The 26,301-nt window shown below is 61.8% G+C and carries 24 protein-coding genes; 15 read left to right on the top strand and 9 right to left on the bottom strand.

Going from position 1 to position 26,301, the window contains the following annotated elements; all coding sequences use genetic code 11:
• Positions 1-3 precede the first annotated feature (3 nt).
• The 4 genes from H6851_07085 to purD all read right to left on the bottom strand — a co-directional run bounded on the left by H6851_07085 (position 4) and on the right by purD (position 5,028).
• Positions 4-1,527, bottom strand: coding sequence for an ABC transporter ATP-binding protein (locus H6851_07085; protein ID MCB9943370.1), 1,524 nt, complete (start codon positions 1,525-1,527; stop codon positions 4-6).
• Positions 1,528-1,530: 3 nt separating this feature from the next.
• Positions 1,531-2,514 (bottom strand): BMP family ABC transporter substrate-binding protein, encoded by a 984-nt coding sequence (locus tag H6851_07090; protein MCB9943371.1) that lies wholly within the window; start codon positions 2,512-2,514, stop codon positions 1,531-1,533.
• Between the two features lie 109 nt (positions 2,515-2,623).
• Positions 2,624-3,598, bottom strand: a complete 975-nt coding sequence (locus H6851_07095; protein ID MCB9943372.1) for a threonylcarbamoyl-AMP synthase — start codon at positions 3,596-3,598, stop codon at positions 2,624-2,626.
• A 137-nt stretch (positions 3,599-3,735) separates the two neighbouring features.
• Positions 3,736-5,028, bottom strand: a complete 1,293-nt coding sequence (gene purD, locus H6851_07100) for a phosphoribosylamine--glycine ligase (protein ID MCB9943373.1) — start codon at positions 5,026-5,028, stop codon at positions 3,736-3,738.
• 94 nt (positions 5,029-5,122) lie between these two features.
• Between purD and H6851_07105 the strand changes: the two genes are divergently transcribed.
• The 3 genes from H6851_07105 to H6851_07115 all read left to right on the top strand — a co-directional run bounded on the left by H6851_07105 (position 5,123) and on the right by H6851_07115 (position 8,321).
• Positions 5,123-6,346, top strand: a complete 1,224-nt coding sequence (locus H6851_07105) for a threonine ammonia-lyase (protein MCB9943374.1) — start codon at positions 5,123-5,125, stop codon at positions 6,344-6,346.
• Positions 6,347-6,462: 116 nt separating this feature from the next.
• Positions 6,463-7,248: a ThuA domain-containing protein gene (locus H6851_07110; protein ID MCB9943375.1), complete on the top strand. Its 786-nt coding sequence runs from the start codon at positions 6,463-6,465 to the stop codon at positions 7,246-7,248.
• Positions 7,249-7,250: 2 nt separating this feature from the next.
• Positions 7,251-8,321, top strand: a complete 1,071-nt coding sequence (locus H6851_07115) for a Gfo/Idh/MocA family oxidoreductase (protein ID MCB9943376.1) — start codon at positions 7,251-7,253, stop codon at positions 8,319-8,321.
• 39 nt (positions 8,322-8,360) lie between these two features.
• Here the strand turns inward: H6851_07115 and H6851_07120 are convergent, their stop codons facing one another.
• Together H6851_07120 and H6851_07125 are read right to left on the bottom strand one after the other, a co-directional pair.
• Positions 8,361-9,260 carry a TraB/GumN family protein gene (locus H6851_07120; GenBank protein MCB9943377.1) on the bottom strand — a complete coding sequence of 300 codons (900 nt, stop codon included), beginning with the start codon at positions 9,258-9,260 and terminating at the stop codon, positions 8,361-8,363.
• Positions 9,261-9,377: 117 nt separating this feature from the next.
• Positions 9,378-9,632, bottom strand: coding sequence for a hypothetical protein (locus H6851_07125; protein MCB9943378.1), 255 nt, complete (start codon positions 9,630-9,632; stop codon positions 9,378-9,380).
• Between the two features lie 281 nt (positions 9,633-9,913).
• Between H6851_07125 and H6851_07130 the strand changes: the two genes are divergently transcribed.
• From H6851_07130 to glgA, 9 genes are all read left to right on the top strand, one after another.
• Complete coding sequence (locus H6851_07130) at positions 9,914-10,795, top strand: helix-turn-helix transcriptional regulator (GenBank protein MCB9943379.1); 882 nt, start codon at positions 9,914-9,916, stop codon at positions 10,793-10,795.
• A gap of 306 nt (positions 10,796-11,101) precedes the next feature.
• Positions 11,102-11,833, top strand: coding sequence for a DUF1028 domain-containing protein (locus tag H6851_07135; GenBank protein ID MCB9943380.1), 732 nt, complete (start codon positions 11,102-11,104; stop codon positions 11,831-11,833).
• A gap of 158 nt (positions 11,834-11,991) precedes the next feature.
• Positions 11,992-13,524, top strand: coding sequence for a glycerol-3-phosphate dehydrogenase (gene glpD, locus H6851_07140; protein ID MCB9943381.1), 1,533 nt, complete (start codon positions 11,992-11,994; stop codon positions 13,522-13,524).
• Positions 13,525-13,666: 142 nt separating this feature from the next.
• Positions 13,667-14,530, top strand: coding sequence for a sugar ABC transporter permease (locus H6851_07145; protein MCB9943382.1), 864 nt, complete (start codon positions 13,667-13,669; stop codon positions 14,528-14,530).
• Complete coding sequence (locus tag H6851_07150; protein MCB9943383.1) at positions 14,527-15,327, top strand: carbohydrate ABC transporter permease; 801 nt, start codon at positions 14,527-14,529, stop codon at positions 15,325-15,327. The genes H6851_07145 and H6851_07150 overlap by 4 nt, the downstream gene beginning before the upstream one ends.
• A 15-nt stretch (positions 15,328-15,342) precedes the next feature.
• Positions 15,343-15,522, top strand: coding sequence for a hypothetical protein (locus tag H6851_07155; protein ID MCB9943384.1), 180 nt, complete (start codon positions 15,343-15,345; stop codon positions 15,520-15,522).
• Between the two features lie 149 nt (positions 15,523-15,671).
• The gene (gene glgB, locus H6851_07160; GenBank protein ID MCB9943385.1) at positions 15,672-17,852 is read left to right on the top strand and encodes a 1,4-alpha-glucan branching protein GlgB; all 2,181 of its coding nucleotides are present in this window, start codon (positions 15,672-15,674) and stop codon (positions 17,850-17,852) included.
• A gap of 7 nt (positions 17,853-17,859) precedes the next feature.
• Complete coding sequence (locus H6851_07165) at positions 17,860-18,549, top strand: hypothetical protein (GenBank protein MCB9943386.1); 690 nt, start codon at positions 17,860-17,862, stop codon at positions 18,547-18,549.
• On the top strand, positions 18,546-20,009 hold the full coding sequence (gene glgA / locus H6851_07170; protein ID MCB9943387.1) for a glycogen synthase GlgA: 1,464 nt from the start codon (positions 18,546-18,548) through the stop codon (positions 20,007-20,009). Before H6851_07165 ends, glgA begins: the two co-directional genes overlap by 4 nt.
• A 96-nt stretch (positions 20,010-20,105) precedes the next feature.
• Here glgA and gspD read toward each other — a convergent pair whose 3' ends face one another.
• Positions 20,106-23,237, bottom strand: a complete 3,132-nt coding sequence (gene gspD, locus H6851_07175) for a type II secretion system secretin GspD (protein MCB9943388.1) — start codon at positions 23,235-23,237, stop codon at positions 20,106-20,108.
• Positions 23,238-23,365: 128 nt separating this feature from the next.
• The gene (gene tenA, locus H6851_07180; GenBank protein ID MCB9943389.1) at positions 23,366-24,064 is read right to left on the bottom strand and encodes a thiaminase II; all 699 of its coding nucleotides are present in this window, start codon (positions 24,062-24,064) and stop codon (positions 23,366-23,368) included.
• Positions 24,065-24,221: 157 nt separating this feature from the next.
• Between tenA and H6851_07185 the strand changes: the two genes are divergently transcribed.
• Positions 24,222-24,728, top strand: a complete 507-nt coding sequence (locus H6851_07185; protein ID MCB9943390.1) for an OsmC family protein — start codon at positions 24,222-24,224, stop codon at positions 24,726-24,728.
• A gap of 7 nt (positions 24,729-24,735) precedes the next feature.
• Here the strand turns inward: H6851_07185 and H6851_07190 are convergent, their stop codons facing one another.
• Positions 24,736-25,452 carry a 2-phosphosulfolactate phosphatase gene (locus tag H6851_07190; GenBank protein MCB9943391.1) on the bottom strand — a complete coding sequence of 239 codons (717 nt, stop codon included), beginning with the start codon at positions 25,450-25,452 and terminating at the stop codon, positions 24,736-24,738.
• 131 nt (positions 25,453-25,583) lie between these two features.
• On the opposite strand from H6851_07190, the gene H6851_07195 reads away from it, so the two are divergent.
• Together H6851_07195 and H6851_07200 are read left to right on the top strand one after the other, a co-directional pair.
• Positions 25,584-26,018, top strand: a complete 435-nt coding sequence (locus H6851_07195) for a hypothetical protein (protein MCB9943392.1) — start codon at positions 25,584-25,586, stop codon at positions 26,016-26,018.
• Complete coding sequence (locus H6851_07200) at positions 26,015-26,287, top strand: barstar family protein (GenBank protein ID MCB9943393.1); 273 nt, start codon at positions 26,015-26,017, stop codon at positions 26,285-26,287. Before H6851_07195 ends, H6851_07200 begins: the two co-directional genes overlap by 4 nt.
• Positions 26,288-26,301: the final 14 nt, after the last annotated feature.

Consider the following 26,301-nt stretch of genomic DNA (forward strand, 5'->3'; position numbering starts at 1 on the left):
CAGTCATGCCGCGTTCTCGCGAACGCCGGCCATCAGCAGGCCGATGCGACGTTCGTCGGCCTCGTCCGCCGACAGTTCTCCGGTAATCATGCCGTCGAACATCACGATGATGCGATCGGCCAGTGAACGGATCTCATCCAGTTCGACGGACACGACAAGGATGGCCTTGCCGGCATCGCGCATTTCGATGAGCCGTTTGTGGATAAACTCGATCGCGCCGATATCGACTCCACGGGTCGGTTGCCCGACGAGGAGAAGTTGCGGGTCGTGTTCCATTTCACGCGCGAGCACGAGCTTTTGCTGGTTACCGCCGGAAAACGAGGTGGCTTCGAGAAGGGGATTGTCCGGACGGACATCGTAGCGGTTCATCCAGTCATGGCAAATGTGCTGGATATATCGCAACCGGAGGAAGCCGTGGCTGGAATAGTCCGGCTTGAGCTGGTAGCCGAGAATGGCGTTTTCATAGGCGCTGAAGCCCCGCACAAGGCCGCAGCGCAGCCGGTCCTCGGGTACATGTCCGAGTTTGCTGACCCGCGCCTGATGTGCGGAAACGACCGGCACGCCGTCGATCCGCACCGACCCTTTCGCCCCATGACGGATGCCGGAGACCGCGTCGAGCAACTCCGACTGGCCATTGCCGGCGACCCCCGCAATGGCGACGATCTCGCCTGCGCGCACATCGAAGCTCACATTCTTGACACGGCGGACGCCCATCTCGTCGACGACATCAAGGTCCTCCACTTCGAGGATTTTACGAGTCGGGGAGGGTGGTTTCTTGTCGACCCTCAACAGCACCTTGCGGCCGACCATCAGTTCGGCGAGTTCCTCCGTCGAGGTGTCGGACGTTCTGCGATGAGCAACCATCTCGCCCCGACGCATGACGCTTACCTGATCGGTCGCTGCCATGATCTCGCGCAGCTTGTGCGTGATCAGCAGCACGGTACGGCCCTGGGAACGCAGGTTGTCGAGAATGCGGAAGAGATGGTCGGCTTCCTGCGGTGTCAGCACACCGGTGGGCTCGTCGAGGATGAGAGTCCGTGCACCGCGGAACAGGGCCTTGAGGATCTCCACACGCTGCTGGATGCCGACGGGAAGATCTCCCACAACTGCATCGACATCGACCTCCAGCGCATAATCCTGCTCGAGACGGACCAGTTCGGCCCGAGCCCGTTCGGCTCCGGCCCTCAGGGTGAAGCCACCTTCCGCCCCCAGCAGGATATTCTCCAGCACGGTAAAGGGCTCCACCAGCATGAAGTGCTGGTGGACCATGCCGATCCCGGAAGCGATGGCATCCTCCGGACGGGCGATCTTGCGGACCTTGCCGTCGACGCTGACCGTGCCGCTATCGGCCTGATAGAAGCCATAGAGGATATTCATCAGCGTCGACTTGCCGGCACCATTCTCGCCGATAATGCCGTGAATGGTTCCGGCAGCAACCGTAAGGTCGATGTTCCTGTTGGCGTGATTGTTGCCGAAACTCTTGTTGACGCCGCGAAGTTCGACAGCTGCCGGCGTGCCCGCCTTCATGGGTCAGTTCTGCGTCGAGTAGTAGTCCTCGACCTTGATGTCGCCGGCGATGATCGCGGCCTTCGTCTCTTCCAGCTTTGCTTCCATCTCCGGTGTGATCAGTTCGCGATTGTCGTCATCGAGCGCGTAACCGACTCCATCCTCAGCGAGGCCAAGATTCTGTGCCCCCGGCGTCCAGGTGCCGTCCATCGCATCCTTCATTGCATTGTACACGGCAACATCGACACGCTTGACCATTGAGGTCAGCACGCTGCCCGGGTGCAGATGGTTCTGGTTGCTGTCCACGCCGATCGAAAGCTTGCCCTGGTCGGCGGCGGCCTGCAGCACACCGAGCCCGGTCGCTCCCGCAGCCGCATAGACGACGTCCGCTCCACGGTCGAACTGGCTTATGGCGAGTTCCGCCCCGCGCGCCGGATCGTTCCAGGCAGCTGGCGTGGTGCCGGTCATGTTGACGAAGATCTCGTCGTCGGGAGCGGTATATTTCACGCCTTGTTCATAACCGTAGGCAAAGTTGCGGATCAGGGGGATATCCATGCCGCCGACAAAACCGACCTTGCCGGTTTCGGAGGCGAGGGCTGCGGCCATGCCGACGAGAAACGAACCTTCTTGCTCCTTGAATGTCACCGATTGCACATTGGGTTTGTCGACCACCATGTCGATGATGGTGAATTTCTTTTCCGGTTCCTCGTCGGCCACGGCTTCCAGCGGTGTGGCGAAACCGAAGCCGACCACTACGACAAGGTCGGCTCCCTTGCGAATCATGCGGCGCAAGGCCTGATCGCGCTGGGATTCATTGGTGATCTCGAACTCCAGATAGTCGATGCCCGTTTCGGCCTTGAACTTTTCAGCTCCGTTGTAGGCGGCTTCGTTGAACGACTTGTCGAACTTGCCACCCATGTCGAAGATGATGGCAGGCGTGAAATCCGCCGCGTGGACACTGGTCGAAAGCATGAGACCGGCGGCAAGTGCCGCAAATGAACGAAGCATATCGGGCGCTCCCGGCGTATTGATTGAGACCTCGTCAAGCCTAGGTGCGCTCCCGCCAATTGCAAGGAGGATTCGCGGCCTGTACCGGTCGGCCGGAGTGTCGCGCGGTTCAGGCGGCGTCGGCCTCTTCGGCGGGAACGGCGGCACGGCGCAGGCGGTCGTTGATGGCTTCTCCCAGCCCCTCCGGCGGAATGGGCATCACTGCGATGCACCGGGTTCCGCTGCTGTCGAGCCGTCGCAGCATGTCGTAGAGATGGTTGGCAGCCTCGGCCAGATCGCCTGAGGGGCTCAGATTGAGCGTGACTGCGGCGCCTTCCACCGGTGCCGGCCCGAAGGCGAGCAGGGCTTCGTCGTCGGCCACGCGGGTCGCATCGAGGCGCACGCGGGTTGCCGGCGAATAGTGGCGCAGCATCATTCCCGGCGCGCGTAGCGGGGCCAGCGGGTCGGCCTTGCCAAGCGGGCCGGTCAGTGCCTCGATCCGGGCCCGGTCAAGTCCGCCGGGGCGCAGCAGGCTGACCGATCCGGAGTGGCTCAGATCGACCACGGAGCTTTCCAGACCTACCGTACAGGATCCGCCATCGAGAATCAGGTCGACGGCATCGCCGAGGTCCTGGGCGACGTGGGCGGCGGTGGTCGGGCTCACGTTGCCCGAACGATTGGCGCTGGGAGCCGCCACCGGCAGTTCGACGGCTTCGAGCAGGCGTCGGGCTACCGGATGTGCAGGGGCGCGTACGGCTACGGTGGAAAGCCCTGCCGTCATCACCCGCGAGATGGCTGACGGCACCTTCAGCGGCAGCACCATGGTGAGCGGCCCCGGCCAGAAGGCTTCGGCCAGCCGGTCGGCATGCTCGTCGAAATCGGCAAAGATGGCTGCCGAACTGCGGTCGGCGACGTGGGCGATCAGCGGATTGACGCTCGGCCGTCCCTTGGCGGCGTAGATACGGCCCACCGCACGGTCGCTCGAGGCCAGGGCGCCAAGGCCGTAAACCGTCTCGGTGGGGAACGCGACCAGGGCACCATCGAGGATGGCCTTGGCAGCGCGACTGACGGCGCGCGGATCTCGGGCATCGATGATGGCAGTCATGGGAGTATCAATCCTTGGTGCAGGGGGCGACAGGGTTCGGTGAGAACCTAGCACAGGGAATAAATGGATAGAACCCGATGGCGAGGCTGCCCTCTCGGTGATCGTCCGGATCGGCACACGACGATCTCCCGGACATGTTAACTCTTTGAGCTTCGTCTTCTTTCGAGTGCGCGCCAGCCAATGTCGTGGCGAAAGAAGCCGCCAACCCAGTCGATGCCTTCGATGGCGGCATAGGCGCGGTCGCGGGCCTGCCGCAGATCATCGCCCAGGCCGGTAACGCTGATCACCCGGCCGCCATCGGCGTGCCATATATCGCCATCACGGCGTGTGCCGGCGTGGAAGACCATCACTTCGTCATGAATGTTGACGGTTTCCAGGCCGCGAATTTCTCCGCCTCGCACATAAGTGCCCGGATAACCTTTGGCGGCCATGACCACGGTGAGCGCATGACGGTCGAACCAGCGGATGTTCATGCGTCGCAACTGGCCATCACAGGCACCCACCAGCAGCTGCGCCAGGTCGGTCATCAGCCTGGGCAGGACCACCTGGCATTCCGGATCGCCGAAGCGGACGTTGAATTCGATGAGCTTCGGCCCGCTCTCCGTGATCATCAGCCCGGCATAGAGGAAGCCCCTGTAGGGCGTGCCTTCGGTCGCCATGCCGTCCAGTGTCGGCCGGATGATCTCGCGCATGACCCTTTCGACCATGACGGCGTCCAGCACGGGTGCCGGTGAATACGCGCCCATGCCGCCGGTATTGGGGCCGCGATCGCCATCGAAGGCGCGCTTGTGGTCCTGGGCCGTGCCGATCTCGAGTGCGGTCGTGCCGTCGCACAATGCGAACAGGCTGGCCTCCTCGCCAATGAGGCATTCTTCGATCACCACATGTTGCCCGGCGTCTCCGAAGTGGCCATCGAAAGCGTCATTGATCGCTTCACGGGCGGCCTCGGGTGTCTCCGCGACGACCACGCCCTTACCCGCGGCAAGGCCGTCCGCCTTGACGACGATGGGTGCTCCCTGTGCCTCGGCATAGGCAAGTGCCACCTCGCGTTCGTCCCGGCCGAAAGCGCGCCAGGCCGCGGTGGGGATGCCATGGCGCTCGGCGAAGGCCTTCATGAAGACCTTGGAGCCTTCAAGCCGGGCAGCAGCCTTGGACGGTCCGAATACTCTGACTCCGGCAGCTTCGAGACGATCGGTCAACCCCAGCACCAGCGGCAATTCGGGTCCGACGACCACCATGTCGATGCCATTGCTGATGGCGAATGCGCACAGGCTCTCGATATCATCGGCACGAACGTCTACAGGTTCCGCGACGCATGCGATGGCGGCACTGCCGGGAGCGCAGTAGAGTTGATCGATGAGGGACGATCCGGCAAGCGACCAGCACAACGCATGCTCCCGCCCGCCCGATCCGACGACCAGGACTTTCATGGATCCATCCGATGCCGGGAAGCGAATGAAGGGATTTCATGGCAGGCTTCATCAACATGCGCAAGGGAGCCATGGACAAGGGAGTACCAAGGCGATGAGACGACCCCGGCTTGCCGATATCGAGGCAGCGGCGCGCGCGCTGGACGGACAAATCGTGTCCACGCCGATGCTGCCGTCGCGTACTCTCGCGGCGATGACCGGCGCCCGTGAGCTGTGGCTCAAGTTCGAGAACGGCCAGTACACGGCCTCGTTCAAGGAGCGCGGCGCATTGAACCGGCTTCTCAAGCTGACGGACGAGGAACGTTCGCGCGGCGTGATTGCAATGTCCGCGGGCAATCATGCGCAGGGTGTGGCCTATCACGGCACGCGTCTGGGGATCGAGACCACCATCGTCATGCCCGAGGCCACGCCGTTCGTGAAGGTCGACAACACCGAACGTCTTGGTGCCCGGGTGGTGTTGTACGGCGAAACTGTCGACGATGCCGCCACTCATGCGTTCGAGCTTGCGGCCGAGCATGGCTGGACCTTCATTCATCCCTTCGACGACCCCGACATCATTGCCGGACAGGGCACCATCGGCCTTGAAATGCTGGCGGCTGCCCCGGAACTGGACATGCTGGTCGTTCCGGTGGGAGGCGGTGGGCTCATCAGCGGCATCGCCACTGCTGTCCGCGCGATCAGACCCGGCATTGGCATTCTGGGAGTCGAGGCCGAGCTCTATCCGGCCGTGCGCCAGACCCTGCACGACGAGCCGGTGATGGCCGGTGGCAACACCATTGCCGACGGCATTGCCGTCAAGCGACCGGGAAGACTGACCCTGGAAATCATCCGCGAGCAGGTGGACGATGTCCTGCTGGTGAGCGAGTCTGCGCTGGAACGCGCGATCCTCGACCTGCTGGAAATTGAAAAGACAGTGGCCGAAGGTGCCGGCGCTGCCGGATTCGCCGCCGTGCTCAGCCATCCCGAACGGTTCCGCGACCGCAAGGTCGGACTGGTGATCAGCGGTGGCAACATCGACAGCCGGTTGCTCAGTGCGGTTATCATCCGTGGTCTGGTGCGCACCAATCGCCTCGTGCGCTACGCCATCGCCGTACCAGACAGTCCCGGCAGTCTCGCCTCGGTGGCTTCCACAATCGCCGAGGCGCGCGGCAATGTCGTCGATGTCGCTCACCACCGTGCCTTTTCCGGCCGGTCGGTACGCGAGGCGGTGGTCGACTTCACACTCGAGACCCGAAATGAAGCTCATGCCCGCGCGGTCTCCCGCCACCTCGAGCACAAGGGTTTCATGGTCGTTGCCCGCAAGCGCATCGAAGAATAAGGGCCGCACGCGACGATCTTGACGATGCCGGAATGTTGGCTCAAAGGGCTTTGGATGGAAGTGTCCGGGCGATCCCGGAGGCTTGTGGGAAACCTGCCGACGGGAGAATTCCGCCGATGGCGATCAGGGTCACGGTCTGGAACGAGAATGTTCACGAACGGGAGAACAGGGTGGTTGCGGAACTGTATCCGCAGGCGATCCATGGAACGATCGCGGCGGCCCTGAATGCCGATGATGACATCGTGGCCACCTGCGCCACCTTGCAGGAGCCGGAACACGGCCTTTCGGCGGAACGTCTGGCAGCGACCGATGTGCTGGTCTGGTGGGGGCATGCCGCCCATGGCAAGGTCGAGGACGCGGTGGCCGAGCGCGTCTGCGAGGCCGTCTGGAGTGGCATGGGGATGATCTTCCTGCACTCCGCGCATTTCTCCAAGCCGTTCAAGCGGCTGATGGGATCGCCTTGCAACCTTACCTGGCGCGAGGCAGGCGAGCGCGAGCGGTTGTGGGTCACGTCGCTCAATCATCCGATCACTGCCGGCATCGATCGCTTTTTCGAGCTCGAGAACGAGGAGATGTACGGTGAGCCGTTCGGTATTCCCGAACCGCTGGAAACCGTCTTTGTGAGCTGGTTCCAGGGTGGGGAGGTATTTCGCTCGGGTCTTACCTACAAGCGCGGTGCCGGCAACGTCTTCTACTTCCGTCCCGGTCACGAGACCTACCCCACCTATCACGACGCCAATGTCCAGCGCGTGCTGCGCAATGCGGTGAAATGGGCCTGCAATCCGGCTGTCCGGGTGAGCGAGCCGACCAAGGCGCCCAACGTGCCGGTAGACAAGGCACATGAGCCCATCGAGGAGCGTGGTCCGCAACTGCACAAACCGGGCGAAGCGGGGTTGCGCTGACCATGGCGGAGGGCTCCACGCGACCGGTCCGGATAGCCGTGCTCGGCACGGGGCGCATGGCCGCCAATCACGTGGACCATTTTCGCTCCATCGACAGCGTGACCGTTGTCGCCGGCATTGACACCCGCCAGCCGCAACTCGCGAGCTTTTGCGACCAGTACGGTATCGCCAACCGCTTTTCCTCGCTTGAGGATGCCCTGCATTGGGGAGAATTCGACGCGCTGGCGAATGTCACCCCCGATGCCGCCCATCATGCCACCACCCTGCCGGTGCTGGCGGCGGGCAAGCACATCCTGTGCGAGAAACCGCTGGCGACCAGTGAGGCCGATGCGATCGAAATGGCCGAGGCGGCCAGACACGCCGGCGTGGTGGCGATGGTCAATCTCAGCTACCGCCGGGTCGAGGCGCTCCAGAAGGCCGCGCGCATTGTCGCTTCCGGTGCGCTGGGTACGGTGCGTCACTTCGAGGCGAGCTACCTTCAGAGCTGGCTCACCCAGCCGGCCTGGGGAGAGTGGAGCGAGCAGCCGGAATGGCTGTGGCGACTGTCCACAGTGCACGGCTCCAAGGGCGTACTCGGCGATGTCGGTATCCATATCCTCGACTACGCCACCTATGTGGCCGGTCAGCAGGTGAAGGAAATCTCTTGCAGGCTCGCCAATTACGACAAGGCCCCGGGCGGCCGGATCGGCGAATATGTGCTGGATGCCAATGACAGTGCGACCATGCAGATCACGCTGGAAAACGGTGCCCTCGGAACCCTTTCGGCTACGCGCTATGCCTCCGGTCACATCAACGACCTTCGTCTGCGAATATATGGCGAGAAGGGAGGGCTTGAGGTGATGTTCGAAAAGTCGTCCAGTACCCTGAATGGCTGCTTCGGCGAGAATCTGCTCACCGGTACATGGGAGGCCATCCCCACCGAACCGGTGCCGACCATCTATGAAACCTTCATCGCCGCCATTCGGGGCGAAGCGTCGGCTGATCCCGGCTTCGAGCGGGGAGCGCAGTTGCAACGACTGCTTGACCGGGCCGAGCGTTCTGCCGAACAGGAGGGACTTACCCTCCTGGTCTGATCCCGTCCGTCTGACCTGCCGGACAGGAACGGGGCTTTGTCAGTATCGGGTGACGGCGAAGCCCTTTTTCTTCAGCATGGATGGTACGCTGTCCTTGCCGATGAGATGTGCGGCACCGACGACGATCAGGGCTTGCCCCTTGCCCTCCATCAGTTCGGAAATTTTGTCGGTCCAGTTGCTGTTGCGGTCGACAAGCAGGGCGTCGTAGACCGAGGGACTCATGGGCTCCTCCTGCAACAGGGCTTCCATTCCGTTGGCGTCGCCCCGGTGCCATGCCGTGACCAGCCGGTTGAACAGGTCGTTGCGGCTATCTTCGTCAATCGTGTCGAGGTATTTTTCGAGGTCGGCCAGGGCTTCGCTTTCAGGGGCGGCGGAAATGGCGCTGATCTGGTCGTCCGCGGTCTCGAGATAGCGGATGTCCTTGTGTGCGGCACCGGCCTCGCGCTTGATGACGTAGTCGACTCCATACTGGGTCCTCGCGCCGGTATCCTCTGCCCGGGCGTCCCGTATCAGCTTTTCAGCGTACCATGGCTGGACGAAGTAGAAATCGGCAAGGTTGAGCCCTTCCTCTTCGACGACCTTCTCCAGTTTGCGCCAGCTTCCCGGCTTGAGCTTGTAGCTGAGGTCGATCACCCTGCGGTCGTTGCTGTAGCGCAGCCAGGCATCGCTGATCGACCTGTAGGCGGTCTTGTCGACGTCGGTTTCGAAATAGACGATGGGCGATGTGCGGATGAGCTCGTCGATCTTCGGTGTCCGCCATTCGACCTCGCGGGGCAGGGCATGAACCGAACCCAGCATCCAGACCCGGGAATCGCTGTCGGAGACTTCCCACAGGATCGGCCTGGCCGTGGCGCTGGCCAGGGAAAGTGCGGGTGTCGTGGCCCGGCCCTGCGACAGTGCGCTCAGGATGAATGCAAGGGCGATCACGATAACTCGCATGTGAGGCGGCTCCGGACTGACTGCGACAATGCGGACCAGAATAGCATCCGGCCGGTTAACCCGGGGTAAACGAGGAGCCGGAAAAACAGTGCCGGGTCGTCATCCGGCCGGCGGTCATCAGGCGCCGGAGCGGGTCATTACCCAGGCAACGAAGCCCGGAACGCCGGAGACGATGAGGAAGTAGGGCAATTCTTCCATGAAGCTGTAGCCCGCCGAGATCATGCCAATGGCCATGTTGATGGCCGAACATGTGAACCATGTGGCGAGAAACCTGTTCAACCATGGGCCGAAGGCATGTCCCTTCGAGTGAGCGATGAACCAGAAGACCGCGAGCAGGGCAAGGCCGGCGACAATCAGGGCAAGTGTATGCATGAACGCGCGTTTCTCCGGGATGCGGGGGCCGGGCGGGCTTGTTCGTCCGCCTCATGGGTTACCACGTGGAGAGGCGTTTTTCCTTCCATTTTCGCGTGTACGTATAACAACTGATCACCTTCAGGTACGGCTGGCAGTGCTCGCCATGAGCCCGTGGTGGACACTTGCACATTGGTTGAATATCTGTTCGACGACGAGAGACGCGGCAACTTGTTGCATCCCGACGCGGACGGATCGCCAGGGTGCCATGTTCAAGCGCGAGAGCTTTTGGGGAAGCGTCGTTGTCATCTGGATCGGAACAGCCGCCATCGACCTATCTGACGACCCGCGAGGTAGCCGAGCTCATTCGGGTCAAGGAGCGCAAGGTCTATGACCTTGCCGCGGCGGGAGAAATTCCCCACCGCAGGATAACCGGCAAGCTGCTCTTCCCCCGTGACGAAATCCGGGCCTGGCTGCACGGAGACGTCCCCGAGGACAGTCAGCAGCGTCCGTCCGTCATCACCGGATCGCACGATCCGCTGCTCGAATGGGCTATACGCGAATCAGCTTGCGGTCTCGCAACATTGTTTAACGGCAGTTCCGACGGGCTCGACACCTGGATCTCCGGGAAGGCCGGCGCCTGTGGCCTTCACCTTCGCGAGAATGACGACTGGAACATCTCCAGGCTGGATCGCGCAAACCTGCATGGCGCGGTCCTCGTCAACTGGGTACACCGCCGCCGTGGCCTGCTGCTGGGTGAAAGCGCTCGGGACAAGGTGACGGGAATCGCGGACCTGCGAGGTTGGCGTGTCGCACGGCGGCAGGAAGGGGCCGGGGCGCAGATGCTGTTTGAAGAACTCCTGCGACGAGAGAATATCTCGGCAGAGGAAATCCTGCCCGTCGCGGGTCCTGCCCATACCGAAAGCGATGCCGCCGCCGCCGTGGTCTCGGGCGAGGCCGATGCCACCCTTGGCATCGAGGCCATGGCACGACGTTTTCGCCTTGAATTCGTCCCGGTCATTGATGAGGTCTTTGACCTGCTCATCGATCGGCGGACCTATTTCCAGCCTCCCATGCAGGCCCTCCTCGACTTTACCCGCACGCCGAACTTCACAGGCAAGGCCGAAGCCATGGGCGGCTACGATATTGCCGATCTCGGCCGGGTTCGCTGGCTGTCGGCCTGATGGAAGGGAGAGGGAGCAGGGGGTGTGGCCCTTCCCATGGGCCGGCGAGCGAATGACGGCACGGCAGTTGCGGCTCCCGGATCAGACGATTGTGAAGCCTCCGCGCCTACAAATATTGTTGGTTGCGTCAATGCGCGGTTGGGTCTGGTATCCTTGATGGCTTCGTGCTCAATTGTCGATGTGATATGTGGCGGGGTCAACCAGTGTTTACCTGTAGTCGGTTCCCGTCAGGTTGTTAGATGCGCCCTGCTGTCCTCGCAGTGATTTTGCCGGAATGCAGGGAGAGTGGACAGTGCAAAGGGCCCCATGACCTGGTCAATCATCGCTCTTGACAGAAAGAGCGGAGCGCTGGGTATCGCTATCGCCACGAAGGCCCTTGCCGTAGGTGGGCTTTGCCCGCACGGCGAGGGCGGAGTAGGGGTGATTTCGACCCAGGCCACCACCAATCCGATGTATGGCGTCCGCGGGATACGTCTGCTGGCCGAGGGCGTGACCCCGGCCAAGGTGGTGGAGCGACTGGTAGCTGAAGATGAGGGGCGGGAACATCGTCAGTTGCATATGATCGACGTCAAGGGGAGGGTAGCGGCGCGTACAGGCAGTGCTTGCGTTCCGTGGTGTGGTCAGGTCGGCGGCAAGGGGGTGTCGGTGGCCGGAAACATGCTGGCGGGACCGCAGGTGGTCGAAGCGACGCTCGAAAGCTTTCTCGATGATGATAGCCGGCCGTTCGGGGCACGTCTGCTCAAGGCGCTGCGAACGGGTGAGGCCGCAGGTGGCGACAAGCGCGGGCGACAGTCGGCGGCCTTGCGCATCTACGGTGATCGGCCTTATCCGCTGCTCGACCTGCGCGTCGATGACCATCTTGATCCCCTGCGTGAACTGGCAAGGTTGTATGTAAGCGCTGCCGATACCTATCTGGGGTTCATACAGGCCATGCCATCCGTGGATAATCCCAGCGGCGTATTCGAGCCAGAGGCGCTGCAGGCGAGCATGCGCAATTACCGGGAACATCCGGAAAAGACACCGCTTGCCTGGATCTGAAAAAGGGATCTACCGAAGTCACATCGCTATATTCGAAATTGAAATCAAATATTTCGAAAACGAAAAATCCATCTCCCGATATTATCATGCTACGTTGACGAAACCTGGGCTCGCTGCCATAACCGTCCGGTTATTTCTTCGATGAAAACGGGGCAGTCATGGGGGAAACAGTTTACGATCTGGCAGTTGTCGGCGGTGGCATCAACGGGTGCGGTATCGCTCGCGATGCGGCCGGTCGCGGTCTGTCCGTTTTCCTTTGCGAAAAGAGCGACCTTGCTCAGGCGACGTCCTCGGCCTCGACCAAGCTCTTTCATGGCGGTTTGCGCTATCTCGAACATTACGAGTTCCGACTGGTGCGCGAGGCGCTGGTCGAGCGCGAGACGTTGCTGCGGGCGATGCCGCATATTTCCTGGCCGCTGCGTTTCGTGCTGCCGCATCATGCCGGCCTGCGGCCCGCCTGGCTACTGCGGCTGGGGCTGTTCATTTATGATCATCTGGGTGGGCGCAGGATCCTGCCCGGAACGCGCAGCCTTGACCTGACAAGCGACATTGCGGGCAAACCGCTGAAAGATATCTACAAGCGTGGATTCGAGTACTCCGATTGCTGGGTGCAGGATTCGCGACTTGTCGTGCTGAACGCCCGCGATGCGGCAGCGAGGGGTGCGACCATCGCGGTACGCACAGCGATGGTGACCGCCAGGCGCGAAGGCGGTTTGTGGCAGGTCGAACTTGAAGATGCGTTGACCGGCGAGCGCCGGCAGATCCGTGCGCGCGGTCTGGTCAACGCCGGCGGACCCTGGGTCAGCGAGATCATCGACGACCGGTTGCACCTGCATGCGGGCGACCGCATACGGCTGGTGGGTGGGAGTCATATCGTCGTCAGGCGGATCCATGACCATGATCGGGCCTACATCTTCCAGAATGCGGACAATCGCATCATCTTCGCCATTCCCTACGAGCAGGACTTTACCCTGATCGGCACGACCGACCGCGATCATGAGGGGGATCCGGGAGAGGTCGCATGCAGCGCGCAGGAGGCGGCCTATCTGTGCGCGGCGGCATCGGAATATTTCAGCAAGCCGTTGTCCACTTCAGACATCGTCTGGCGCTATGCCGGAGTGCGGCCGCTCTATGACGATGGTGCCAAGTCCGCGACATCGGCGACGCGCGACTATGTGCTGCGGGTGAATGACGAGGGCGGCAAGGCTCCGCTGCTCAACATCTTCGGCGGAAAGATCACCACCTACCGGCGGCTGGCAGAATCGGCATTGGCCAAGCTTCAACCGTATTTCCCGCGGATGAAGGCACCGTGGACCGCCGGCGTGGCGATGCCTGGCGGCGATTTTCCGGTCGACGGAGTGGAGGATCTGAAGCAACAGGTTCGTGCGCGTTACGACTTTGTCGATGCGGCTTTTGCGGACCGGCTGGTCCGTCACTTCGGTACCGAAGCCTTTGATGTCCTGGGTACAGCGCGGCGGTTCGAGGATCTCGGACGGCATTTCGGCTTCAATCTCACGGAGGCGGAGGTGCGGTGGATGATGCAGCGCGAATGGGCGTGGCGGGCGGAGGATGTGGTCTGGAGGCGCACGCGACTGGGCCTGCGGTTGACGAAGGAGGAAATCGAGAACCTCGATCGGTGGATGATGGAGCAGGTCGTAACTGTTTCAGCCGGACAGGCGACCGATAGCTGACGCCGTTGCCCGGTACCGGCAATGCTGGCCGTGGCAGAGATGCCTCAACGTGTAAGATGCCGGTTGCGACGGGCGATAATCGCTGGTTGTCTGAACCGGAGGCAGCGTGCAGTCGCTTGACCGCTGGAAGGGAGGCCGCCTGATGGACAAGCCGTGGAACAATCGCGCATGGTTCATGGTCGTGCCGGTTCTGCTGATCTTTGCCATGAACGCAGTCGTTCCACTGATGACTTTGGTCAACTACTCGGTACAGGGTGCTTCGGGCAGCAGTGTGTTCTCCTTCGAGCACGTGCGCTGGTATCGTGAGGTTCTGTTCTCGGACGGCTTCCATGGTGCGCTGTTGCGCCAGTTCGCCTTTACCGCGATCATTCTGGCCATTGAGATCCCGCTGGGTGTTGTCATTGCCCTGAACATGCCCCGTTCCGGTCCGTGGGCATCGGTTTGTCTGGTATTGACGGCATTACCGCTGTTGGTTCCGTGGAATGTCATCGGAACGATGTGGAACATCTATGCCCTGCCCGATCTGGGATTGCTTGGGTATGCGTTGAATGCCCTGGGATTTCGGTACGATTTCACCAGCGGGCCGATCGCCGCGTGGTTGACCATCGTGCTCATGGACGTCTGGCACTGGACTTCGCTGGTGGTGTTGCTGGCCTATCTTCGGTTGCAGGCAATCCCTTATATTACTTATCGGGCGGCGCAAATCGACGGTGCCTCGCGCTGGGTTGTGTTTCGCCATGTCGAGCTGCCGAAGATGGGCCATGTGCTGGCCATAGCCTTTCTGCTGCGTTTCATGGACAGTTTTGTGATCTACGCCGAGCCGTTCGAGCTCACGCGCGGCGGCCCAGGCAATTCGACAACCCTGCTGTCTGCCGATCTGCTGACGGTGGCGACCGGTGAATTCGATCCCGGCTTTGCTGCCGCCATGAGTATCATCTACTTCCTGATGACACTGCTGGCGTGCTGGTTTTTCTACAGATTCTCGACACGGGAAGAAAAGTGGTGAAAATCCATAAATTTATTGTCCTTCTAGCCTATATCATTTTCCTGATGCTGCCGATCGTCTGGTTGGTGACGATGTCGTTCAGGGCAGTCGACGGGATTCATGCCGGATTTTCCCTGTTTCCGAGGGAATTCTCAGTTGCCAACTATATAGCGATCTTCACTGATCCCGTCTGGTACAATGGCTACCTGAACTCGATGACCTATGTTGTGTTGAACACGCTGATTTCGGTCATTCTTGCCTTGCCGGCAGCCTATGCCTTTTCTCGTTACCGCTTCCCTGGCGGCAAGCACCTGTTCTTCTGGTTGCTGGTCGGTCGCATGGCTCCCACGGTGGTATTCGTTGGGCCATTCTACCAGCTCTATTCGGCACTCGGCCTGTTCGGTACACCCCTCGCCGTGGCCTTGGCCCATTGTCTGTTCAGCATCCCGCTGGCCGTATGGATCCTCGAGGGGTTCATGTCGGGCGTGCCCAGGGAGATCGACGAGACCGCCCGTATGGACGGCTATCGCTTCCCCCGTTTCTTCATCCGCATCTTCGTGCCGCTGATCGCGGGCGGGATCGGTGTCACGGCGTTCTTCTGCTTCATGTTCTCCTGGGGCGAGTTGCTGCTGGCCACAAACCTGTCGGCTGCCGCAGCCAAGCCGATCGCGGCGGTGATGACCCTCGCCACGAGTGGCTCCGGTTATGAGCCCGGCCTTGTGGCCGCAGGTGCGGTACTCACCATTGTTCCGGGTGCGATCGCCATCTGGTTCGTCCGCAATCACATCGCCAGGGGTTTTGCCCTTGGTCGGGTCTGATCGCGGGAGGTACCGATGGCCGGGGATCTTTCCCGGATGGCGTGGACCTGGCAGACGGCACTCTTCGCCGAATTTCCTCCTTCCGTATTTCTTCCTTCCGTTTTCCTCGTCGCGAAGAGGCAGGATCCACGCGGAGAAATGACCGTCCGTGAGGAGCACACCGGGCGTTGGCGGCAAACCCTGAACCGCGTGTGACAATGGTGGCAGTCAGGAAATTTGCCAATGACCGGCCGCCTCGCTTTCCCACGGCTGTCATTCGTGCAAGCTTCGCCGGGCTGTGCCACAATCTGTCCGCGACCGGCGGCGAATGTTTACCGGGCTGCTCGTGAATAGGGAGAATGCGGATGTTGTCGAGTGAGACCGTTGCCGAGATCATGAGAGGTACGCACGGCAATCCGTTTTCCGTGCTTGGACCGCACACCGATGGTGATGATCTTCTGATCCGCGCTTTCGTTCACGCTGCCGAGCAGGTCGACGTGGTCGAAAAGGCCACGGGTGAGGTGATCGGCAGCCTTGACCGGCGCCACCCCGATGGGTTTTTCGAGGGCAGGGTGAGAGGCAGGCCGGTCTGGATCGCCTACAGCCTGCGGGCGAGGCGCGGTGGCGATACCTGGGAGGTCGAGGACCCCTATCGTTTCGGCCCGGTATTGGGCGAGATGGACAACTATCTCATACGCGAAGGCACACATCGTCGGTTGTGGGAGAGATTGGGGGCGCATGTGATCACCCACGACGATGTGCAGGGAGTACATTTTTCCACCTGGGCACCCAATGCCCAGCGTGTTTCGGTCGTGGGCGACTTCAACGGCTGGGATGGTCGCCGCCACCCGATGCGGAACCATCCGGCGACCGGTGTGTTCGAGATCTTCATCCCCGGCCTTGCCGAAGGTACGGTCTACAAGTACGAGATCCGGCGCGCCGACGGCTCGATCCTCCCGCTCAAGGCCGACCCGGTCGGCTTCGCCGCGGAACTGCGCCCGAAGACGGCATCGGTCGTCGCCTCGATCGATTTCGAGTGGCACGATCAGGACTGGTTGCAGCGGCGACAGGAGATGCAGGACGTCCATGCGCCGATATCGATTCTCGAAGTCCATCTGGGGTCATGGCAACGAGGTCCGGACAACCGTTTTTTGACCTATGATGAGCTTGCCGACCGGCTGGTGCCCTACGTCAAGGAGATGGGCTTCACCCACATCGAGCTGCTGCCTGTCACCGAGCATCCGTTTGACGGCTCATGGGGGTATCAGCCGGTAGGGCTGTTTGCGCCGACGTCACGATTCGGCGAACCGGCTGCTTTTGCCCGGTTTGTGGATCGCTGCCATAACGAGAACATCAGCGTCCTGCTCGACTGGGTACCCGGCCATTTTCCCACCGATACTCACGGGATCGCCCGGTATGACGGTACCGCCCTGTATGAACACGAGGATCCGCGTCAGGGCTTCCATCAGGACTGGAATACGCTGATCTACAATTATGGCCGCCCCGAGGTCGCCAATTATCTGCATGCCAATGCCCTGTTCTGGCTCGACCGCTATCATCTCGACGGGCTGCGGGTCGATGCCGTCGCCTCCATGCTCTACCTCGACTACTCTCGAAAGGAGGGGGAGTGGGTGCCCAATCGCTATGGCGGACGCGAGAATATCGAGGCCATCGAGTTCCTGCGCCGGATGAACGAACTATGTTACGGCGAGGATGGTGGCATCGTGACGGTCGCCGAGGAAAGCACCTCGTGGCCGGGGGTATCCAGACCGACCTGGGTTGGCGGCCTCGGCTTCGGCTTCAAGTGGAACATGGGCTGGATGCATGACACGCTCAATTTCATGAGCAAGGAGCCCGTGCATCGCCGCTGGCACCACCACGAACTGACCTTCGGCCTGCTCTACGCCTTTTCCGAGAATTTCGTGCTGCCGCTCAGCCATGACGAGGTGGTCCACGGCAAGGGATCGATCCTTGCGCGCATGCCCGGCGACGCATGGCAGAAATTCGCCAATCTGAGAGCCTATTACGGTTTCATGTGGGGACATCCCGGCAAGAAGCTGTTGTTCATGGGGCAGGAATTCGCTCAGGGAGCCGAATGGAACGCGGAGCATTCCCTCGACTGGCATCTGCTGGACAGTCATTGGCACAAGGGTGTGCAGATGCTCGTGAGGGACCTCAATCATGCCTATGCGGCCACGCCGGCACTGCACCGGCTCGATTGCGACGGGCGCGGGTTCGAGTGGCTCGAAGCGAATGATGCCGAAAACTCGGTATTCGCATGGCTACGCAAGAGCGATGGCGACGATCCGCCCGTGCTGGTGATCTGCAATCTTACTCCGGTGCCACGCGAATATCGTATCGGACTGCAGGATGCCGGCCGCTGGCGGGAAATCCTCAACACCGATGCCGAAGTCTATGGCGGTTCCGGCCAGGGCAATCTGGGCGCTGTCCATACCGAGGATATCGCCAGTCATGGCCGACCCTGTTCGGCACTCATCAACCTGCCGCCACTTTCCACGTCATGGTTTGTTCTCGATCGTGAGTGAGCGGTGAATGGCTGATTTTCCCCATACGATCGATATTGCTCCGGACATGATTCAGCGCTGCCAGACCGGATTGCGGCTGGGTGCGGTTGCGGCCCGGGTCGGGGTATGCGACAGCCCCGCCGACCTCCGCGGCGAACTCGACCGTTGCCTCGAACAGGCGCGGGAACGCTATGCGACCTTGAGACCGCAGGATCAGGCTGCCATTGCTGCCACCCGCGCTGCCTACAGGGCCTGCGGCAAGGATCCGAGCCGCTATCGTCCCGCCGCCGAGGCGCTGGCCCGGCGAGTGGCGCAGGGCAAGGGACTCGACTCCATCAACAATATTGTCGACATCAACAATATCCTGTCGCTGGAGACCGGTCTGTCGATCGGGACCTACGATTCCGGAACGCTTCATGGGGGCGTCACCCTGCGCGTCGCGGGAGCCGGGGAGAGCTACGAGGGTATCGGCCGCGGCCCGCTCAACCTCGAGGGCCTGCCGGTGCTGGCCGACGGGGTTGGCGCGTTCGGTTCTCCTACTTCCGATAGCATCCGTTCCATGGTGACATTTTCTGCCCGGCAATTATTGCTGGTGGTTTATGATTTCGGTTCCGGGCTGCTCGACCGATCGCTTGTCGAGCATGCCTGTTCGCTTCTGGTCCGCTTCGCTTCGGCGGACGATATCGGATCATGCCTCATCGACAGGAATGCCAAATGATCGAGGTCCTCTCCGTCACATCCGAACTGTTCCCCCTCATCAAGACAGGCGGCCTTGCCGATGTCGCTGGAGCGTTGCCTGTGGCGCTGAAAAGGGAGGACGTGCACATCCGCACGCTGATTCCCGGTTATCCTGGCGTCAGGGCCGCTCTGAAGGCGGCCGAGGCGGTGGCGGAAATCGATGACCTGATGGGAAGGCCGGCAACGATTCTCGCCGCTGACGGAGTTGCGGGAGGTCTCGACCTGCTGGTGATCGACGCCCCGCATCTATTCGATCGGCCGGGCAATCCCTATCTGGGACCGGATGGCAGCGACTGGCCGGATAACGCCCAGCGTTTTGCGGCCCTCTCGCTGGTGGCCGCGATGATCGGCCAGGGGCTGGTCAGCGGCTATGACGTCGATGTCGTGCATGGTCACGACTGGCAGGCGGGGCTGGCGCCGGCCTATCTGGCGTTGTCGGGCAGGCCACGTCCGGCGACGGTGATGACGGTGCACAACATCGCCTTTCAGGGACAGGCCGCTCCGAATCTGCTGGATGCATTGCATCTGCCTTCGGACGCGTTCCACGTCGATGGATTGGAGTATTATGGTACAATCGGCACGCTCAAGGCCGGGCTGAACTATGCCGACATGGTGACCACGGTAAGTCCCACCTATGCCGAGGAAATCCTCACGCCCGTCTACGGCATGGGGCTCGACGGACTCCTGCGCAAGCGTCGGGCCGATCTGGTCGGGATCGTCAACGGCATCGACGAGGAGATCTGGAACCCGGCATCGGATCCTCACCTTGCCGCAACATACAGTGCCACTTCGCCGGCGCCGAGGGCCGCCAACAAGGCATGGTTGCAAAAACGCATGGGATTGGAGGTCGATCCCGACGCGACGCTGTTTTGTTCGGTGACCCGGCTGACCTGGCAAAAGGGCATGGATGTGCTGCTCGATGTCCTGCCGCATCTGGTCCGGAGCGGTGGGCAGTTCGCACTCCTGGGCGCGGGTGATCCGGGACTGGAAGCCGGCTTCGTCGCGGCGACGTTGGCGTGGCATGGGCGGGTTGGCTGTGTCATGGGTTATGACGAGCCGCTGTCGCATCAGTTGCAGGGTGGTTCCGATGCCATTCTCGTTCCCTCGCGCTTCGAGCCCTGCGGTCTGACCCAGCTCTACGGACTGCGTTATGGCTGCGTACCGGTGGTGGCGCGAACGGGGGGGCTCGCCGATACCGTCATCGATGCCAATGATGCGGCGCTTGCGGACGGTGTGAGTACCGGCATCCAGTTCGGACCCGTGAACAATGATGCGCTGTCCTCAGCCATCAGCAGGACCATCCGATTGCATCGCGAGCCGGGAGCCTTCGAAACACTGCAGCGCCGCGGCATGACCCGCCCTGTCGGCTGGGAGCGGCCGGCGCGACAATATGCAGCGCTCTACAAGGAGGCGATCCAGCGCTCGAAGGCTGTTGCCTGAGCCGTTGGGTTGACTGGCGCAATGCGAAGGACTGTCCGCCATATCTGCCGGCCAGCGGGCCTGTGGGTCACTTGGTGATGCCGGCAGCCGCCACGATCAGGAGATCCGGTTGCAAAGACGCAGCATGAGCGTGTGGATCTCGCTGTCATGCGAAGGCGTGCCGGAAAAATAAATGTCGCAGGCCCGCACCGGCTTGATGCGGTCCAGTGCCGGATCCCGATCCGCCGCAGCTTCGGGTGTCTCGCTCCCGATCTGCGGGGCACTGCCGATTGTCGCCGACGGACCAGGCGATGTTGGCTCTCGGGTGGTCGTCGCGGCCGCCAGCGAGGTCACGGCGGCCGCCGCATGAGTCGGCATTTCCGCGGTCGTGGCGATCGCCACCGAACGCCGCACGGCATTTTCCACGTCCGCCAGACGGGTGAAACCCGGTCGGTGGGTATTCCTCTTTTTCGTGGAGGTCCGGGTTCCGGCACCGGTGGGATGCCGGTCCATGAGGAGTTCGGCCATGACCTGCCAACTGATTGTCCTGTGGGAGGAATGGGCGGCAGGCCACGTCGTCGTGAAGTCGAACATGGCATCCAGGCGCCGCGCGATGGCCTCTTTCGATGAGATGGCCAGGGGTGTGGGGCCGCTGGTGGCGACAGCCGCTGACGCGTTCCTGTTTCCGGATGTCGTATCTTCAGGCGTTCGGGAATCCTGCGTGTTGAGCATGGCCGTGGTTACGGGAAGGTCGGCCGTGGCATTGTCCTGTCTGGGGGCAATGGTGGCCGCAGGTGTCGTGGCGGTTGTCGCCATCGCGGTCGTGACCGCCGGTTCGGTCCTGGCTACCGCGAGCGCAGTCATGGATGATCGCGGGTGGCCGGCAGGCCTGGCCAGATCGATTGTCGGCTGGACTTCGATTGCAGGCTGTACGGGCGGTGCCAGCAGCGCGTGGGAACGGCGGGGAGCGGGCAGACGGTCCATGGCCAGCGGCTGCCGTCCGATGACAGGCTTGCGCGGCTGCCCGACGGAGTTCGCCACCGGGGCCGCCTGAGGCTCCGGGCCGGCCAGCGGATCACTCTCGTGCTCGATCACCGGACCGAGCGAGTTCGGGTTGAGTGCCCGCATTTTCGAACGCATCTCCTCACTGGCGTCACGCGCATCGATCGGATTGCGTACGATGCGCGGCGTGATGAAGACGATGAGTTCGGTTCGTACCGCCTGATTGTTGTTGCTTCCGAAAAGCGCACCCAGCATGGGGATGTCGCCCAGCATCGGGATCTTGTCGTTGGAGTGGGTAGTGGCATCCTGAATCAGTCCGCCGAGGACAACGGTCTGCCCTGATTGAACATTGACATGGCTGGTAATCTTGCGTTGCGAGATGATCGGGGTGAGGTTGTCGGAGCTCGTCGATTCGGTGGCGACACGAGACACTTCCTGGGAAATATCGAGAGCGACGATTTCATTCGAACTGATACGCGGCTTCACTTCGAGAATGACACCGGTGTCACGATATTCGATGTTGTTGACGACGGGAGCATTGGGATCATCAACGCTGACCGCACTTCTCGTCGTGATCGGAACCTCGTCGCCGACATTGAGCACCGCCTCGCTGTTGTCCTGCACGACCACCGAAGGCGAGGAGAGCACCTTGACATTGGTGATGCGGGCGAGCGCGTCGATGGTGATGTTGGAGCTTCCGGGAGTGGCGACGAGATTGAAACCCGGCAGCCGTGCCAGCGGATTGAGCAGGTTGGGCTCTATGACGCCTGTGCTGGGTGTGGTGTTGTTGAAGCCCGCCTTGATCGCGCCCGCATCGAGATAGTACTGGACACCATAACGCAACGTATCATTGAGCGTCACTTCAGCAATCGTGGCTTCGATCAGCACCTGCAACGGCGCAACATCGAGGCGCCGCAAGGTTGACTCGATCATTCGGTAGGCTTCCGGAGTGGCACGAATGAGCAGGGTATTGTTGAGCGGGTTGGGGACGATCCGCACACCCTTGAGCGGGTTGCCGGTGCGCGAGCCGGTTGTGCCGAGCCCTGTTGTCGTGATCGCAGTATCGGTGAACTCACCCTCTTCGGGCACATTCGGTGAATTCGGGGTCATGCCGATCAGGGTTTCGCCCGAGCTGAGCTCGCCTCCTTCGCCAAAGGTATCCGACAACACCTTGGCAACATTTTCGGCGGGCACATGTTGCAGCTGGTAAACGAAGAACTGGATGCCGCTGACGTTGCCGCGATCCAGCCGTTCGATCCAGCGGCCAATGTCGGTGATCTGCTCCGGCCTGTTGGCGATGGCCAGAATGGCGTTCAGCCGGTCCATGGCCATGAAGTGGATCGTCGAGCCGGCGCCGGGGCCAGCGTCGAATGGGGTCGACAAGACCTCGAGTTCCGGAATGATGACATCCGGTGTTGCGACCTTCAGTGGGAAAACCCCGGCTGACCGGCCGGCCATCCAGTTGACGTCGACCTCGTCGATGGTGTCGATGACCATCTGCCGTTCCGATGTCGAACCGGTGAACAGGATCAGGTTGTGACTTTCGTCGATGCGCATGTTCTCGGGATGGCTGAGCAGCGGCTGAACGAACTGGGCGGCTGAACTCGCCTTGACATAACGCAGCGGGACAATGGTCACTCCCTTGCCGGGAGCCACCCGCGGTGGTGTCGGGCCACCGAGCCAGGCGGTCTCGACGGCCCCGCCAACCTTGTCGCTGGGCGTGATGGCGTAGGCATTGTGCCCGGTTCGGATCAGGGTGGCGCCATTCATTCGCAGCGCCATTTCGAGCATGCTGACGAGTTCGTCGTCGTCGAGCGGCGCGCTCGATGAGAGCATGACGTCGCCGCTGATTCCCGGAGCCATGGTGTAGGTGGCACCGAGAATGTCACCCAGGACAACCTTTACCGCTTCGGAGATGCTGACCCCATCGAAATTGATCTTGACTCCCTTGTCATCCCGTTGTGGCGATTGTGCGCCTGACTGCCTTTGGGGATTGCCGGCTCCCAGATAGAGGCTGGGCTCCTTGTCGGATAACGGAACGGTGGCAGCGGGAATGGGCCGGTTGTCGCGGGAGATCGCTTTCGGATCGGCCGGTGGCGGCTCGAACGACACGGCGCGTAGGGTGTCTTCCACCGTCGTTGAATGCGGTCCATAGCCGTCGCAGGCCGAAAGGGCGAGGCTGGTTGCCAGCGCCGTTACGCCGAGTGCCGTATTCCGCCATGAATGACGTTGATGACCGTGATTCATCGAGTGGCTTTTCATCTACCGTGGGTATTGAAATACGGTATGAGAAAAACCCATTGGTTGCAACAACCTTCAATCAAATCTCTGGATGGTTGAATTCTGCCAGTGATGTTTTTTCACGTCAGGAGAAATCATTCGAATGGCTGCATGGCCATGTCCCAGAAGCCGATTTCCAGCCTTGTCGCAGCGTCGAATGTCGCCTGTAGTCCGGCCATGCGCGGATGAGCATCGTCGACCGCGCCAAGCCGCATACCGGCCACCCGGTCGAGCTGGTTGACACTCGCTTCGACGATGCTGCCATATTCGTCCCCCGAATACATGGTGATCCAGGCCGAGTAGGGATTGCCATCGCGCCGGGTGGCCGGATCGCGGGCAAGTCGCTGACCGATGTCACCATAGCCGACAACGCACGGTGCCAGTGCCGTAAGCAGGTCCAGAAGATCTCCCGACAGACCGCGTTCCATGACGAAGCGGGTATAGGCCATGTTCGCCGGTTCTTCGGGTGTCGCTGCCATTTCGTTCTCACTCAGTCCGAATTGGTGGCAATAGTCGACATGCAGGCGCATTTCGTCGTGGATCAGTCCATGCATCACGGTTGCGCAGGCGCGGATTTCCTCGATCTCGCCGGCCTTGAATGCGGCCAGGGCCCAGGCCCGGCTGAAATGCACGAGAAACAGGTAGTCCTGAACGAGATAGTGGCGAAAGCAAGCCATCGGCAACTCGCCCGAAGCCAGCCCGCAGACGAAGCGATGATGGGTATAGGCGTGCCAATGGGTGCCGGATCGCCGGATGAGGCGGGTAGCAAAACTTTCAGAAGGCAGGGCAGGCATGCGGGCATCCTCGAACGGTGTCGGGTGGTGAGAGTCCTGAAACGTGGAGTTCGTCCCGGTGAGGGACATCTCAGGGTAGCTGTCCCCGATTCTATGGCTGTGCGGTGGTATCGTCATCGGCTATTCAGTCGATGTCACGGCAATGAGGGCGGTCATCATGGATGCGCAGACACTCAAGACCCTGCAGGCGCCGTTCAAGGCGCTTTATCGTGACGATCCGTCGGCGGCCATCATAACATTGACGGCGGAAGGCGTGGTCGGCGAGGACGTTTCCTGCTCGGTCCAGACGGGGCGCGCTTTGGTGGAGGCCGGGCTGCATCCTGCCACGGGCGGCAGCGGGATCCATGCCTGTTCCGGCGACATGCTGCTCGAAGCGCTGGTCGCCTGCGCGGGTGTGACCCTGTCCGCCGTGGCGACAGCACTGGAAATCGAGCTTGAGCACGCGATCGTGCGTGCGGAGGGCGATCTCGACTTCAAGGGGACGCTCGGGGTCGACCGCGAGGCACCGGTGGGTTTCGCGGAAGTACGGTTGATTTTCCAGGTCACCAGTCCGGCGCCACAGGATCGTATAGACACCCTGATCAGGCTGACCGAGCGCTATTGTGTCGTTTATCAGACCATCCGCAACGCCACACCGATCAGCCACGCGCTTGAACGCGTGTGACCGGCGATCATGAGTGACAGGCGAAAAAGGTACCATCGCACAGCAGGGCGGCAGTTTTGCTGACATCCACCGCAACAGCCATTTCGACATCATCCGGATAGCCCATTGCCTGCAACTCGCGCCCGGAGTGCGATTGACGGATGGTGTCGGCTGCAGTCATCGACATTGCACGCCAGCAGGTCATGGCCAGACGGGCTTCGGCGCTGCCGGCCATTTGACCACGAAGATCCGCCAGATGGTCGAGGATGGCCCCTGCTCCGAGAAGGTCTTCAATGGAGGGGCGCAGGGTATCGTCCGGCCATCGTTCGCCGGCAGCGATCACCGCGATCATATCGTCGCCGGCCATGCGATGCGCGGCCACGGCCGTAGCCCTCGCATTGCGCAGGCAGCCTGCGAACAGCGTCGTCGAACCGGCTGCGGCACTAAGCCTCGAACCGTTGGGCGAGGGGAGGATGATGCGTTGTCCCGGTGTCGCCTGGTGGAGGCTCCGGGGCGACAGGCTGAAACCGTTTCCCGCGAGGTGGCGCGGTCTGGCCGCCACGGCTCCGAGGCGGCTGGCCTCGGCCTCGGCAAGTGCGTGGTCGCGATGGGCGAAGGGGTAGATGCATGCGCCTCGGGATACAGCAACATCGACGCAAGTGGTGAAGGACAACACGTCGACGACGACCAACACCTGGGTGCGCCCCTTCAAGGCGTGCAGACCCCCAAGGCCCCATTCCAGCATCAACCTCCCGTCCTGCATCGGCGGCCCTTTCGTTGCAGCGTGAATTCCCGCGATTCGCTTCATCGTTGCCGGCCTGCTAGGCTGGTTTGTACGTGGGAGCAAGGTTCGGCGACCTCGGACAGGGAGTAGCGATGCGTCAATTCGTCCGCCTTTTTGCACTGCTCATCATGTTGACCGCCGGTTTCGCGCAGGCGGGAACGCAGGAGGTCCGCAATTTCGCCATGCTGATGGGCCTCCATGACATTGATGGTTTTGTCCAGGCTGTGGAGAGTATCCGCGATAGCGGACATTTGCCGGATCGCTATCTTACCAAGAACGAAGCGCGCCGGATGGGCTGGGATCCGGGCGAGGATCTGTGTGACAGCGCGCCGGGGCACAGCATCGGCGGCGATCGATTTGGCAATCGCGAGGGCCGCCTGCCGGATCACCGGGGACGGCGCTGGACGGAGGCCGATCTCGACTTCGATTGCGGACGACGGGGGGCCAAGCGGCTGGTCTTTTCCAGTGACGGTCTGGTCTTTGTCACGATCGACCACTACGATACATTCTACGAGGTGCCGAAATGAAGATCTCCCGTCTGGATGGCCGGCAGCGCAGCAAGCGCGCGGTCATGAGGCGCCTCGCCCGTGATCTCGACTTTCCCGCTCATTTCAGCGGCAGTCTCGATGCGCTGTTCGATGTGCTGACGGGTGACGTCAAGGGGCCCCTGACGATCCATTGGCGCCCGACGGATCGGGCGCGAACGACCATGGGAGCCGACTACGACCGCCTTGTCGCGACACTCGAAGATGCCGCCCGCGAAAGAAAGGACATCACATTGGATCTGATCGCTTGAAACCTGCGTGAGAT

Source organism: Geminicoccaceae bacterium, assembly GCA_020638465.1.
GTDB lineage: Bacteria > Pseudomonadota > Alphaproteobacteria > Geminicoccales > Geminicoccaceae > JAGREO01.